The organism is Pedobacter sp. R20-19 (assembly GCF_000708265.2).
Lineage (GTDB): Bacteria > Bacteroidota > Bacteroidia > Sphingobacteriales > Sphingobacteriaceae > Pedobacter.
On record NZ_JCKI01000005.1, the window covers coordinates 110,820 to 126,305 of the forward strand.

Below are 15,486 nucleotides of genomic sequence, written 5' to 3' on the forward strand. Positions count from 1 at the left end.
TGGAAATGATTAGAAAAAAATTAAATAAATCAGGGGTAGGAGGTCGGGACTCAGAAGTCTTTAGTCCGGAACGCCGAAACCAGTCAATAAATCTTTATCTGACAGGTATTGGATGCGAAGCCTTGGCAAAAGCGAGCCAGCTTGTGCCGGTTTTAAACCGGAAAATCAATCTGTCTTGGTGGGAGAATCTTCTATTTACCTTAAACCTTACACCCTCTACCTTCCGCCTAAAAGCGCTACATCTTGCTTTATTCTTTCTGCTTTTCGCTTTCAGCTCAAAAGCCCAAATTTATCCGGTACAGGTGATGCCCGTGCTGGTGCCACCATACTCTTTAAATACCAGCGATTACTATAACGGTACTTCGGAACGCCTGGCTGTTGTGCTCACCAATACCGATTTGCAGAAACCCGTATTAAATGTGCGACTGCGGATGTACATAGAAGGGCAAAATACCAAACTGCAGAGCAGAGACGGAGTTTATTATCCAACCATCACACTGGATGCGGGAATTCCACAGCGCATCAGCCTCGGTGATTTGGCTCCCTATTTCAATATCGATAACCTCAACTTCTCAGGCATAACCCGGGCCATGTACGCCCAGAATGGCAAGCTGCCGGAGGGGTTCTATTCCTTCTGTTTCGAGGTGATAGAGGTTAATACAGGTAAGGTGTTAAGCCGTAAAAGCTGTAGCATGGCCTACATTACACTATCAGACCCGCCACTGTTAAACCTGCCTTTAAAAGGTGAAAGCATAGCCAGCAGAGCAGTCCAAAATATCGTTTTCCAGTGGACGCCAAGGAATTTGGGTAGCCCGAACGGCGCTTTTAACACCGAATATGAATTTACATTAAAAGAGCTTTGGGATACAGGCATTGCACCCGAAGCCGCCTTTGAGAGTACACAACCGCTTTACCAGGTTACGGTTAGACCAACCACCTTATTGATGGGACCAGCCGAACCACAGCTGATTCCGGGCAAGCGTTATGCCTGGCGGGTAAGGGCGGTAAGCACTTCGCCAACGGGCGAGCAGGCCGACAGTTATAGAAACAATGGTTTCAGCGAAATCTACTGGTTTACCTACCAAAGCGATTGTAAGCCACCATTGGCCATCAACTCAAGTGTAAGCAGTGGCCGGGCGACTATTAATTGGACAGCCGATCCATCAAACGGAGGCATTCCTGCAGGCGGTTATACCCTGCAATACCGTGAACGCAGTTTAAGCGGCTCGAAATGGTACAGCGTAAATACGCTTGAAAACAGGGCCATGCTCTACGATCTTAAGCCGGGAAGCACTTACGAATACCGCGTGGGCAGTAGTTGCGTAGCGGGTAACATCGGCATCGGAATAGATCAGGCAACATATTCAGATATGCTTACACTTGAAATCAACGGCAACCCGAAAGATACAGCTACGGTAAACTGTGGGATGATCAGTCCGGAGATTTCAATTACCAATCGAACACCCATACAGGCGTTAAACCAGGGTGATTTAATTATGGCTGGTGGTTTTCCAGTAAAGCTGACCAAAGTGATTGGTGGTGGAAGTTTCAGTGGTGAAGGTTATGTAACCATCCCCATGCTGGGGCAGGTGAATGTGAAAGTTCGTTTTAGCGGCATACAGGTAAACACCGAAAGACAGCTATTTGGCGGGGTGATTGAGACGACTTATGATCCGAATGAGAAACAGATAGTGGATGCTAAAGAGATTGAAGAAACAGTTAAAGCACTAGCTGATGTATTGAAGAAACTAATAAATGCGAGTGATAAAATAGATAAACTCTTAGCAAAAGATGCAGTATCAGCATCAGAATTTAAATACCTACAACAAGAATTGACGGCGCTAACATTACAGAAAGATAGTCTTACAACATCTGCTGAAATGGTAACTAAGTTGAATGAAAGCTTGCCTACCTATTTAAATTCAGCTGGTGGTGCAAGTGTTAAGGATAATACACCACTCAAAGATGCGCTCTCAAAAACATCAGAGGCTTTGAAAGCAGATGCTGTTGCAATGGAAGAAAAACAGTTCGATTCTTTCATGAAATTATATAATGTTGTTGGGTACAATGAACTCTCTTACAGATTATATCAAATTTATAAATTTTATAATAAATGTTCAGATGAGAACTGGAAGCCATATAATAATGAAGGCATTATTCCTTACTGCTTTTGGAAAAACAGTCAAACAGAATATATAGAATATTATACGTTTTTAGATAAGCCATACTCTGCCGGTGTTTTTGATGGCATTTATGGACAAGGCAAAAGCATCTACGATTTAAGAGAAAAAATAGATGAAATAAGATATGCCTTTACATTTGGATATGCAGATTGTAAAGGAATTAAGATAGACAAAAAAACAGTAGAGAAATTAAATGCTCAACTAAAAAAAGCAAAAAATGACAGTGGCTTTAGTGCTTGGTTAGATGAAATTAGAATACCAAATAAATTAGCCACTATAAAAGAATGTCAGGGCTACGAAGAGATTAGAAATGAAACAGCGAAAACCATAAACAACCTTTACGATATTATTAGTAATCAAGATAAGATTGAAAAAGCTTTTAATTCTATAACTAAACAACTTGTTAAATATATTGTAAAATTAAATGGCACGAGTAATACCCAACGCTACGAACATGGTAAGTTAGTATCTAACTTAGCAACATTATTAATTGGTACTGGCGAAGGAAAAGCAGCAACGAGTAGTGCAGAAATATTAGAGTATTGGGGAACAAGAAATAGGGGAATTTATGATGATATCGGAGATCGGTTAATAAATGAGGGTAAGGAAACAATAACTAAAGTTGTACTTGATGCTACAAAATTAGGTATGGATGATGCAACATTAGCCGCGGCAAAATGGATAAAACCTGAAATAGGTTGGTACGACGTAGTTGTGCATGGCACTGCTGATAATTTTATGGTATATGCGGGGGATAAGTGGGTAAGCATAACTCATAGAGATTTATTGAAGTACTTGATGTCTAAAGGATATAACGGTAAGATTCCAATTAGGTTAATTTCTTGCAATACTGGTATTTTTCCTGATGCTATTGGTAAAAATCTAGCAAATAAACTTGGTTTAAATGTGAAAGCACCAAAAGGATTAATTACAGTTTTTAAGGATGGTAGCTATGAGATAACAAATAATGCAGGTTGGACAATTTTTAAACCAGGACTATGAAAATAATAGGATTAATAAGGGAGTATAATAACGAGAATAATTTTTCAATCGCCTATAAAGATTATAAAAAAAACATTCTAAATGATTCAAAGCCAATGATATTAGAATATCTAAAACACAGAGGGATAGCTTTTGCAACAACTATGCAAATAATCAAATCTTTAGAATTAAATAATGACACAACAATTGGTGGTTTAGTATATTACACAGATGGAGTATGGATATGGCCAAATTATCTAAGCTATTACTTAGAGTTTTTTGATATTGAAATATCAGAAGATTTTATAGAAAATATAAATAGTAATAATCGATTACCTAGTGAAATTGATTTAGATGAAGCAATTAGATTCGTGAAAAACAACCACTTCTTATAAGAATTAGTATAAAAATATGAGTGTCCAAGCAAGTATCGAAATTTCTTTTAATGAAGATTTAGATGTATTAAGTGTTTTAGAAAAGTTGGGTTGGCAATATATAGATGATTCTGGGAAAATTTCATTTCTAATCAATGATGATTTTGAATGGGAAATTTGTGAAAGCAATAATCTTAATGCGATAAAAAAGATGTTGAAAATTAGATTTGAAACAAATAATATAACTGGTATTATCATTTTTAATAAAAAAGGAGGTGAAGGATGTTTATTCCATTTTATGCCATCAAAGCAAGAAATTATGATGCTAATTTCAATTAGCAGGAAAAAAATATCCTATACTAATACTACTGATTTCAGTTTTTATCTTGGTGAAATTTATCAAATTATAAAATCTGATTGTCAAATCATTTGTAACCAAATTGGATAATTCAGAAATGAAAACAGAGAAAAATATATTAGATGATTACCCCAAGTGGTTTAAGTGTTCGCTCTTTCAGCGGTCACTTAAACCCAGATTGAAACCGAGGAATATGTCTGTGAATAAAGCATTGACAAAGCCATAAAATAGAACCACTAACGAGTGGTCGTTCTTTGAAATATATTTAATGCAGAAAGCTATTGTGGTCTGGAGACCTGGGTTTTCAAGAGGGATTTAAGTGGTCCTTTGGAACACTTAAACCAGAGGGGGATTTTCTGAATTTTGATGATTATTCGAAATGTAAGGAAATACTGGCCAAGGCTACAAAAATCAAGGAATACGCAGATAAGGCCAAGGAAAGGGAAACAGAGAGTAAAAAACTTGCTGAAGCAGTAGACTACGATAAGCTGGTTAAATGGTTAATTGATAACAAAGGAAAAGTTGCGGCTTATGATTATACCAATTTTATAAGCAAGGAATCCATTTCCTCTACCTCTAGTTTAGGCATAGTAACCCTAATTCCAATAGATAAATCATACACTACAAGTATCGATGGTGTTGAAAAAACATTTCACTTAAAGGGTAATTTATCAATTAAAAAAGGCAATGTAGACTTAAGTGCTAACGATAAAGTTTATTCATCGATAAGCATTCTGCCAAACCAGGATAAGATACAATATACCTTGAACTACAATTACGAAAATAGTGATGAACGTGCTATCCGTTTGGAAACAAACAATACCGAAGAGATGGAGTATCTCTTTATTGCGCAGGGTTTTTCTTATACAGAACCGTACAAAAAAACCGTAACCGATAAGTTTATTAGTGAACTAAAACTTGCCGGTGCCGATTGCGACAAAATTGATTATCTGTATGAAAATATACCAAGTTTTGTAACACCAGTTATAACCGACGAGCAGAAATGGACAAGTTTAAAATCACTTCTAAACTGTCGGGTAGATAAAGTTGGTACCGATGAGGGTAAGGCAATCAATAATTTGATAAAGGGAGTATCAACGGCTTATCTAGAGGACAAAATCAACACTGAAACCGCAACCCTAATGGCGGTTTATGCAAAATTGAAAATGGTTGATAAGTTGCCATTTGCCACAGCGATAACCAAAAAAATAAGCGAAACATGGACAGGAAATGAAGAATTATCTACCGTTTATCCCCAGGAAACAAAAATTCCGGGCAATGAGAACGGGCAGTATAAAATCTCCTGTTTTGGTATAACGAATAATGATTTAACCTTTGGCTATACTTACTTTTATTTTTGTAGGGGATTATACAGTGATACGCCTTGCAATGGCGATGCACCTGGCAACAAGTTGTTCAGATTTGAAGACCACTGTGTAGATCTCTTTACCCTAAGCGGTACTGCACCTGTAATTCTCCAAATTAATGGAGAGAAAATTATCCTGCCCGCATTTATTGCAGGGCAGATTATGCAGACTGCGAAAGCAGATAAAATTGATGAGATCCGTTCTTTTTATGCAGGTTTGCTGTTGCCCGAGCTTATTGTAAAACCATCTACCTTATCGGGATGGAGCAAGTTTTTAAAGGGAGAAGGAGTTGTTAATGGAGTAAAGAATGTTTGGGATGACATTATTTTAAATGGAAATAAAGGCGTTGTAGAAGCCCTTTCATTAAAATATAAAAATGTAGATGAGTTTTTGGTTAGTACAGAATACACATCAAAAGTATCAACTGATTTTGTTAAATACCAAGCAAGAGGTGGAGCGTTGGATTTGGCTAAGTATACTACCAAACATAGAGTAATTACAGGCAATAGGATGAGGGGAAAAATTGCTGAAAGTGTTTTTCTAGATTTAGAAAAAGGGTTGAAACCTGACTTTGGTGTTCAAACGAGTGACGGAGTTCGTTATATCGATAATTTGCTAAATGGCACAGCACGAGAGTTGAAATCAGGGAAGATTACCAATACAGCTGAATTCCAGAGACAGGTTAAAAAGGATATTGAGATATTAGTTTCTGACGATGAACTTGTTCGAAAGATTGAGTGGCACGCCTTAGATGGAATAGATGATAGTGCACTGAAATTCATAAGAGAACAAATGACCAGTAAAGGAGTAAATCCTTTAAGATTTAAAATTGTAATTTATTAGAGATATGAAAAATGTAAAAGATTTAAAAAATGAGTTCAGCCATTTGATTAATAAAATCCCTGATTTTTTAAATCAATTAAAAAATCAGTTGAAATTAAATGATTTCGATTTTGATAATAAAGAAGTAGAATTGGTTGACAGTTGGTTTAAAGTAAAAATTAGTGAAAAAGAAATTAGTGTTGATGAAATGATTAATGTTAAAAAAATGTTTTTTTCTTATTGTAGTACCTTATTTATAATGTCTAATGGTGGTGAAATTGTTTTAAATACAAAAAAAAATACTACTTCATATGGTGAACCAATTATAATAAATTATGGGGGACCAGGATATCCTTGGGTAGCAATTTCGGTGTTTGGATGGATGAGAATTATTGAGAAAGAAGGAGGGTTAAGTAAACCATTAAATGAAACTATATTAAGAAATCTAAAAAATAAATCTGAATAATTTTCGAAAATAGAATGGCATGCTTTAGATGGAATTGACGATGGTGCATTAAAATTCATTAAAGCAGAAACGGTTTTGAAAAGAGTAGTTCGGATAAATTAAAAATTATAATTTATTAAAATGGAAAATTTAAAAGAATTGAGAATTAAACACCAAGAAAGAATTAGTTCTCTGGCAACAGATTTAGAAAAGTTAAAAAAGATACTGGCTGTAGGCAATTTTATATTTGATGAAAAGGAAGTAGAGCAAGTATGCGAATTTTACAAAACTAATTTTAAAAATCCTGAAAAATTGGGATTGTCATTATCACAATTAAAAAGTTTATTCTTTGCTTATTGTAGTAATGCTTTTATAAGTTCTAATGGAGGTGAGTTAATTCTCGATACAAATAAACGAAGTATTAATTATGGGGAAACAATTATAATTAAATATGGTGTTGAAAATTATCCATGGGTTGCTATTTCAATTGATGCATGGATTGAGAGAATAGAAACTGGAAGATTAAGTAAAAAATTAAGTGAAACTATTTTAAGAAACCTAAAAGATAAATCTGAGTAATTTTCGAAAATAGAATGGCATGCCCTTGACGGAATTGATGATAATGCGTTAAAATTGATAGGGCAGAAAAGTGGATAAAAGAAAAAATTAAAGAATACGGTTCAAAATGAAAAAAATAGAAGAAATAAGAGTATTAGGTAGTTCAGATGATTCTCCTATAGCATATATAGGACCTAATTTAGGAGTTTTATTTCTAAAACATATGGGGAATTATAGCATGGCTAATGATGTTAATATTTTAGGAATTCAATTCAATTTTAAAGAATTGATAGGTGATTCAGCTGATATTTCTTTTAACAATAACTCTACATATAATTTATACTATATGCATGTCGGTATTTCTGAAAAATATTTTGAAAGCTTAATTAGCTATGAAAAGATAAAATTTACTTGTAAATGCATCTATAAGGGGTTGTTACAGTGGGCAATGAAATTTAATCTCCCAGTAGAACCAATCCATGTTGCAAATCAAAAAATAATAGGGGATGAGTACTTTTCAGAAAAAGCTAAAAAATATACATCAAAAAACAGAAGATATATTTGTTCAATTGAAATTAGATATGAGTATGATTCAACAAGTTATAGATTGAAATTTGTAGATAATAATCTAAAACAAATAGAGCGATATTTTATCTGTAACAAAAAGTATTTCAAAGATGATGAACTAATGAAAAACGATTATATGAAATGGCTAAATACCCCCCGTACAATTAAAGTTACTGGTTGGGCTAATAATGAATTTGTAATGATGTGGGGAGATGATAAATATATTTTTAATGTACAGAAGAAAGAAATTATTAAGGAATAATAAAATTTAGGTTTTGTGTTGCTGTTTGATAGAGCAGAAAAATGGATTGAAAAAATGATTAAACAATATGGGAAATAACTATAAAGATTTGAAAGATTGGTTTTCAAAGCATGATTTTAGCATTGATACCCGAATATCAATTGGTGGTTCAAAAAACAATGGTATTTTAAAAATTAGGAAGATTAGTTACTCTTTCGAGGATAATAAATACGAGGAAATTTACTACCCCATTGAATTACATTCTTATAAGTTACTCGTAAATAATAAGGAAGTTGATTTTATTAGTTACAATAATTGGGTTAATGAAATAATTGTAATTGATCACAAAGAAGCATATTTAAAGATAACTTTTTATGGTTCTGAAAATGTCTTGCTTGTAATTTCAAAGGTTTATCATTTTCATAATCCTTACCGAATACCCTATAAACCACCTTTGAGAGTTAAACGAAATAGTGTCACAATTAGGATGGAAGTTGACGGTTTTAATTATGAAACATTAAAGAGTAAATTTCAAGAGAGAAATATCGTGGTCTCATTAAGAGAATATTTTGGCAAGCAAGTAAATTTATCAAAAAATAAAGAATATAGATGATTTGTTTGGATTAAGTATTTGCCAAGACTATCCTAAAGTAAACCATCTTCAAGATAGTTTAGGTATTAATATTTGTAATATTATTGAGGAAAATGGTTTTATAGAAATATCTTTTGATTTCCAAAATACAGAGATGAAGATACTATGGCAAGAATTTTTAGAAATTATTCTTTCTCTAAATGTATTAGAAATAAAATCTGGCAATGTTGTTTATGATAAAAATGAGTTTAATCAATTTAGAAAGGATTTTGACTTATCCTGATAGTGTTTCAAATGTATGGATTTTGAAATTTAAACATTTAACTAATTGATAATCAATAATTATTGAAATAATTAATTTTTGATTTGAAAGAGAAATTGACAATAAAATATATCAAACAAACAATTTAAACCCATTAAAACGGTTTAAAATAATTGAATTTACACTTCTTTTTCCAGATGTGTTGATTTTGAAAAAAAGTGCTTACGTAGGTCGCATAACTTGCATTTTTAGATCGATTAATCACAAAACCTAGTTCCCTAAATAGGTTAAATTATTAAAGAAACAAAGGTTTCGAAACTGTGTCATCATCCCTGAACCACAGTATTACTTAAATATATTATTTATTCAATTTAGTTGTGATCTTAATTACGACTGATGATATTTTATAACAAAACGGGATGATTAAAAAACTTACTTACACCTTTTTCCTTTTAACTCTTTGTTCAACATCTTTATTTGCACAGCAAAAAACCAAACAAAGTCAAAAGCCAAAATCACAGATTATGGTGATGGCTCGTGTATCAAAAAAAGATAACCTGATTAATATACGCTGGGGCACCAGTGATGCACAGGCCTGGAAACTCAGCAATAAATACGGCTTTAATGTAGAAAGGTTTACCATTTTACGCGATAAAAAAATGTTAGCTCAACCCGAGCGGAAATTGATTGCTACGGCATTAAAACCAAAACCATTGAATGATTGGGAGACATTGGCTAAAAACGATAATTATGCAGCTGTTATTGTCCAGGCCATTTATGGGGACAAATTTGAAATGAACGGAACTGCATCCAATGGTGTGGCCAAAATCATGGCGCAATCTCAAGACCTTGACCAGCGGTTTGGTTTTTCGCTTTATGCAGCTGATATGAGCTTTGCCGGTGCAAAAATGGCGGGTTGGGGTTATACGGATACAGATATCAAAAGCAACGAAAAGTATTTTTACCGCATTAAATCGGCGATACCTTCAGGTCTTTTAAAAATCGATTCAGCAGGTGCCTACATTGGAATGGAGGATTACGAACCTTTGCCTAAGATAGAAGAGGTAGCCACCAATTTTGGCGATAAAAGTGTAGTAATAAGCTGGGATTACGCCCGTTTGAAGAACATTTATAATGCTTACTATATCGAGAAATCCATTGACGGTGGTACAACCTTTAAAAAAGTAAGTGAATTGCCTATGACCAACTTAAATGAAAAAGAAAGGGCAGGCGCTAACCGAATGTATTATATCGATTCCCTTAATAACAACCTCACTAAATATCAATACCGCATCGCAGGGATTAACCCGTTTGGCGAACTAAGCCCTTATACGGATGTAGCAGAAGGAAAGGGTAAAAGCTTGTTGGCATTCGTGCCCAATATCAAAAAGAACAGAATTGATGATAAGGGCGTATTGCAAATGCAATGGGAATTTGACGAAGCAGGCAATAACCAAATCAGCGGTTTTATCCTGAACAAGGCCACAAAGTCTGAAGGACCATATCTGGAAGTGATAAAAAATATCTCACCCGAAAGTAGGAACCTGAGTTACGATAATCTAGATGGATCCAATTATTTTACCATTACAGCCGTGGGAAAAGAAAGCGAGGCAAGAACCTCTTATCCTGTTTTGGTGCAACCAATAGATTCTGTTCCACCTGCCATACCAAGCGGTCTTGTTGCAAAAGTAGATACCACGGGTAAAGTAACACTAAAATGGGATTCCAATAAAGAAACTGATTTACTCGGGTATAAAATATTCAGGGCCTTAAGCAAGGGAGAAGAGGCGGTACCATTAATAGATTCTGTATGGTATGTAAACAGTTATAAAGATGTGCTGAGCCTAAAGATGACAAATAAAAAGGCCTGGTATGGAGTAAGCGCTATAGATAAACGCTTTAACCAGTCAAAAATATCCGAACTGGTTGAATTGAAGAAACCAGCTGTAATTCCACCATCGCCGGCAGTGATTACCAAATATAAAACTACAGGAGATAAAGTGATGCTGAACTGGGTAAATAGTAGCGATAGTGATGTGGTGAGCCACACCATTCTTAGGCGTACCCATCCGGATAGTGCCTGGGTAGTGGTTAAAGCTTTTACGGATACCACCAATAGTTTTACAGATGAAAAGCTCAAAGCAGAACAAAACTATCAGTATGTAATTGAGGTAAAAAATGAAGGTAATCTTGAAACAAGATCTGAAATCTTAATGATTCAAACTACTGCTTTAGCAACTGGTAAACTAACATTAACCAGATTATATGCTTATCCCCATACAGATGAACATCGAATAGAAATAGTATGGGATGATAAACTGGCAAATGTAAAAAGCTATCAAATATACAAAGCACAAACTGGCGCTAGTTTAAGCCTTTGGAAGGTTTTAAGTGCAAAAGAAAAAGGACTGTTTGATACAGCGCCAATGATAAACACGAGTTATGAATATGGAGTGATAGCAGTCCTACAGAGTGGTGCATATAGTGAGATGAAAACAGTAACGGTAAAATATTAAAGGATATGGGATTTAAAAAAATAATCGCTATTTACAAGTGTGTATTATGCGTATCTGCATTTCTGTTCTTTGCAAATCAGACCATTCATGCACAGGAAGCTGGGTATAGGGTTTCTTACAAGTTTTATTTTGAACATAGAGCAAACTGGCCCTGTGGAGATTATGTTCGCTTTTACCTGACGGGTAATGATGGCAAAGTTTACAAACCCGTTGACTGGATCCAGGGACAGATAAAATGCAATGTCTACTTTAAGATCAACCAGGCCGATACCATGATACTGCCAGTGGATAAGCAAATAAAGAATATCCGCATGTCCTATTTTATCAGAACACAAACTACAAATAGCGGGTCTTGTAACATCTGTAACGGTATAACTTACGAGACACCTCCATGGGATCCTTACAATCATAATATTCAGATAAGCGGTGATTCCATTAGTAGAAATTGGTTCGATGGCAATGCTAATACGGGTAGGGGCGTACTTGGGAATTATGAATTTGTTCAGAAGCCCTTTATAAAGAAGATTACTGCAAGTTCAGACCTTTTGCCGCATGATGATAAGACTAATCTTTCAGTTCCCTCAGGACTCCCTTCAGATTTATACAACTGGGAATATTCTACTGATGGCACAAAATGGATGGACTTGCCAGGTAACTTAAATACGCAAGGTCAACATTCAATTAATATTTCTCTAGTAGATGTAGTTGGTCCCGATTTTCAGCGTTTTATAGGGCAAAATATCTATTTCAGGATAAGGTTAAATAAAAATATTTATAGTGATCAGATATTAACATTAAGTGCAAGAATCTCCGCACCTCATATCAATTCCATCACTGCTTTACCGAACAATTGTTTTGGCGAATCAAACAGAGGTTTTAAGGTCTATTTTGACAGGGCTTTAATTTCAGGAGAATCACTTAATTTAGTTATCACCGAAACTACAACAGGTGATATTCAGAATGTTTCAAATGTTACAAGTCTGGAAGATGGTAATGTAATTACCACTCCATTAAACTTCCCGCCAGGAAACTATAAAATAGAACTCATTGATACTTATAACGGCACTGCTGGTTATTCTGATGCGCCAAATCATACCGGTACGGCGAGTTTTACCGGGCCTGGTGCTGTAGATTTTTCTACCAGTAAAAGTGATATTTTATGCCGCGACGGGAAAGACGGAACCATTACCATAAATGCCAGTGGTGGTAATGGAGGTTATAAGGTTTTGTATAAGAAACAGGAGGAAGCAGTTTATACCGAAATTACTTTTGCCACTGCAGGTCAGCACATCATAAATGGATTGGATGTTGGTACTTATAAAGTCCGTGTGCTAGATCAGAACGGATGTTATAAAAAAGACAGCAATGGCAATGAAGTGATCTCCACGATAGTAATCAATCAACCTGATGAGGCTTTGAAGATTGACAATAAGCAAGTTACGCATCCTACGGCTTTTGGTGCAACTGATGGGAAAGCCGAAGCGATAATTACAGGAGGTACACCCAATGCCGGAAATTACAATGTACAATGGACAGATGCTAAAGGCAATGTCTTATCAAATTTTACCAATACCAACAACCCGTTTAAGACTACCTTAAATAATGCCGGTGATGGAAAATATATTTTAAGAGTAACAGACAACAACCACAACCTTGCAAAAAGTGAAAATGCAAAAGGTTGTATCGCGATAGACACTTTTACACTGACGCAGCCTAAACCGTTAAGTGTAGTAATCGAAAAACAAAAAAATATTGATTGTAATGGTAATCTAAATGGTGAACTCTATGCTAAAGTAATGGGTGGAGTTCAAATATCCGGACAAAAATATGTTTACCAATGGCTAAAAGAAGTTGATGGAACATTTACCACCTTAACACAAACGGATAGCATACTCACCGCTGTAGGTGCAGGTATTTACAAGGTTAACGTTAAAGATAATAATCAGGTCTCCGCCACGTCTGAACCTTTTACACTCACAGAACCTTCAACACTAAATTTTAAGGTAAGTAAAAGAGATATCTACTGCTTTGGCGGTAAAGACGGTACGATTACCATCAATGCGACAGGTGCAAATGGCGCTTACAAGCTTTTATATAAAAATCAGACTGATGTAAATTATACCACGGTTGCCATTGCATCCAGTGGTCAACATCAGCTCACAAATCTGGATACTGGCAACTATATCATTCGGGTAGCGGATAGCTCCGGTTGCTATCAAAAAGATGCAAACGGAGCAGAGGTTATTCAAACCATAACCATTACTCAACCAGCAGGGCCGTTAAAAATTGATGCAAGGAATATCGTTAACCCAACCGCTTTTGGCGCTAATGACGGCCGTGCAGAAATCAGTATTTCTGGCGGGACACCTACCGCTGGGAGTTATAATGTTCAATGGACAGATATAAATGGAAACCCACTTTCTAATGTGATCAATACCACCAATCCTTTTAAAACAGTTTTAAATGATGCCGCAGATGGCAAGTACATTTTGAGGGTAACAGATAGCAATTATGCCCTGGCACAAACCGCCAATGCCTCAAGTTGTATATTGATTGATACCATTACATTAAAACAACCACCACCCTTAAAGGTAGAAATTGAAGAGTTGAAGTACATTTCTTGCAAAGGCGATGCCGATGGAAAGCTTTATGCAAAAGCAGCAGGCGGTATCGTTATACCAGGATTGAAATATAAATACGAATGGTTTAAACAAACCGATGGTACTTATACTCCATTAACGCAAACCGATAGCATTTTCATAAATGCCAATGCTGGGATTTTTAAAGTGAAAATTACCGATCAGAACAACATTACTAAAGAATCTATCCCATTTAATTTAACAGAGCCTGTTGCGCTTGCGGTAACCGTTTCTTCTACGCAATTAATTTGCAGCGGTGATAGCAATGGCACAGCAAATGTTACCGTAACAGGCGGAACATTACCTTACCATATTGAATGGAGCACTGGGGATACCACCACCAATATCAAAAACCTAACCGATGGAAACTATCTTGTTTTTGTTACCGATGGCCATGGTTGCCAAATTCAGACACAGGTGAACGTGGCTGCGCCAAATGCATTGTTAATTACTGCTGATCTTGTTAAAAATCCAACCTGTTTTGGTAGTAACGATGGAGCCATTAATCATACCGTAACCGGTGGGATACCGCCTTACCAATACCTATGGAGTAATGGCTCAACTACCCAAAACCTAAGCAATCTTCTTGCTGGCACTTATACCTTAACGGTTACAGAAAGTAAGGGCTGTAGCAAAACCATCAGCTATAACTTAACGCAGCCCGAAGCCGTTAAAATAGATCTAGGTCCTGATATTACCCTTTGTGTAGATCAGGTACATGAGGCAGATGCCACCATTCCAAATGGTGCTGTTTACAAATGGACCAGTAACAATGGCTTTGCGGCCAATACCGCTAAGGTAAGTTTAAGTACATCGGGTATTTATTATGTGGAGGCTTTAACCGATAAAGGCTGTGTAGGCAGAGATACCATTGAAATTAAAAAGAGTAGCGCTGTAATTGCATCAGAATTTGTGGTCACCACACAAACCTTTAAGAACGAAACCATCCATCTGGTAAACATAAGTAGTCCGAAACCACAAAAGGTAGAATGGTTAATCCCAGTCAATGCCAACATTAAGGTGCTTTCTAAAACCGATGATGATCTGCAGCTGAGTTTTTCGGCAACAGGTACCTATAGCATCGGACTAAAGGCTACGGTAGGCGATTGCTTTAAGATTTTTACCAAGCAGGTTACCGTAATTGAGGGTACGTCCTTCAATGACCCTGGAACAGTGAAAGATCCGTTTATTAAATCATTCATCATTGCGCCGAATCCCAGTAATGGAAATTTTAATGCAAAAATTGAGCTTCAGGAAAGTACAAAAATTAAGTTACGCTTACTAAATACCATTACCGGTCAATTGATTGATACCCGTGAGGAGAGTGGCAACAGCAGTTACAATCTGCCCTATTCCTTAACGCTTTCAACAGGAGTTTACGTAATGGTTTTGGAAACGCCAAAAGGAAATATGGTTTACAAGGTGGTGATACAATAACGGAGGGTTGGAAGGTAGAGAGTTGAAGGCTCTGGATTGGAAATTTATATCAACTATGTTCATCCTGAGCTTGTCGAAGGAGGCATAAATAGCAAAAAGATTAAAGCTGAAAGTAAAAAAATGAAGCTTGAATTTTTAGAAAGC

The 15,486-nt window shown here is 35.8% G+C and carries 11 protein-coding genes; all 11 read left to right on the plus strand.

Features of this window, described 5'->3' with window-relative positions; all coding sequences use genetic code 11:
• Window positions 1-5: 5 nt before the first annotated feature.
• Entirely contained in the window at window positions 6-3,185 is a 3,180-nt protein-coding gene (locus AN34_RS12390) for a fibronectin type III domain-containing protein (RefSeq protein WP_157263297.1), read from the plus strand.
• A complete protein-coding gene (locus AN34_RS12395) occupies window positions 3,182-3,559 on the plus strand; it encodes a hypothetical protein (protein ID WP_029285864.1) in 378 nt (125 codons plus the stop codon). Before AN34_RS12390 ends, AN34_RS12395 begins: the two co-directional genes overlap by 4 nt.
• Window positions 3,560-3,575: 16 nt before the next feature.
• Window positions 3,576-3,986 carry a hypothetical protein gene (locus tag AN34_RS12400; protein WP_029285866.1) on the plus strand — a complete coding sequence of 137 codons (411 nt, stop codon included), beginning with the start codon at window positions 3,576-3,578 and terminating at the stop codon, window positions 3,984-3,986.
• Window positions 3,987-4,177: 191 nt separating this feature from the next.
• Window positions 4,178-6,106 carry a hypothetical protein gene (locus AN34_RS12405; protein ID WP_029285868.1) on the plus strand — a complete coding sequence of 643 codons (1,929 nt, stop codon included), beginning with the start codon at window positions 4,178-4,180 and terminating at the stop codon, window positions 6,104-6,106.
• A gap of 4 nt (window positions 6,107-6,110) precedes the next feature.
• Window positions 6,111-6,551, plus strand: a complete 441-nt coding sequence (locus AN34_RS12410) for a hypothetical protein (protein ID WP_029285870.1) — start codon at window positions 6,111-6,113, stop codon at window positions 6,549-6,551.
• 120 nt (window positions 6,552-6,671) lie between these two features.
• Window positions 6,672-7,109 (plus strand): hypothetical protein, encoded by a 438-nt coding sequence (locus AN34_RS12415; RefSeq protein WP_029285872.1) that lies wholly within the window; start codon window positions 6,672-6,674, stop codon window positions 7,107-7,109.
• Window positions 7,110-7,215: 106 nt separating this feature from the next.
• Window positions 7,216-7,917, plus strand: a complete 702-nt coding sequence (locus AN34_RS12420; RefSeq protein ID WP_029285875.1) for a hypothetical protein — start codon at window positions 7,216-7,218, stop codon at window positions 7,915-7,917.
• Window positions 7,918-7,984: 67 nt separating this feature from the next.
• On the plus strand, window positions 7,985-8,509 hold the full coding sequence (locus tag AN34_RS12425) for a hypothetical protein (RefSeq protein ID WP_029285877.1): 525 nt from the start codon (window positions 7,985-7,987) through the stop codon (window positions 8,507-8,509).
• A 1-nt stretch (window position 8,510) separates the two neighbouring features.
• Window positions 8,511-8,771, plus strand: a complete 261-nt coding sequence (locus AN34_RS12430) for a hypothetical protein (RefSeq protein WP_029285879.1) — start codon at window positions 8,511-8,513, stop codon at window positions 8,769-8,771.
• A 398-nt stretch (window positions 8,772-9,169) separates the two neighbouring features.
• Entirely contained in the window at window positions 9,170-11,266 is a 2,097-nt protein-coding gene (locus tag AN34_RS12435) for a hypothetical protein (protein WP_029285882.1), read from the plus strand.
• A 5-nt stretch (window positions 11,267-11,271) separates the two neighbouring features.
• The gene (locus AN34_RS12440) at window positions 11,272-15,342 is read left to right on the plus strand and encodes a T9SS type A sorting domain-containing protein (protein WP_029285884.1); all 4,071 of its coding nucleotides are present in this window, start codon (window positions 11,272-11,274) and stop codon (window positions 15,340-15,342) included.
• Window positions 15,343-15,486: the final 144 nt, after the last annotated feature.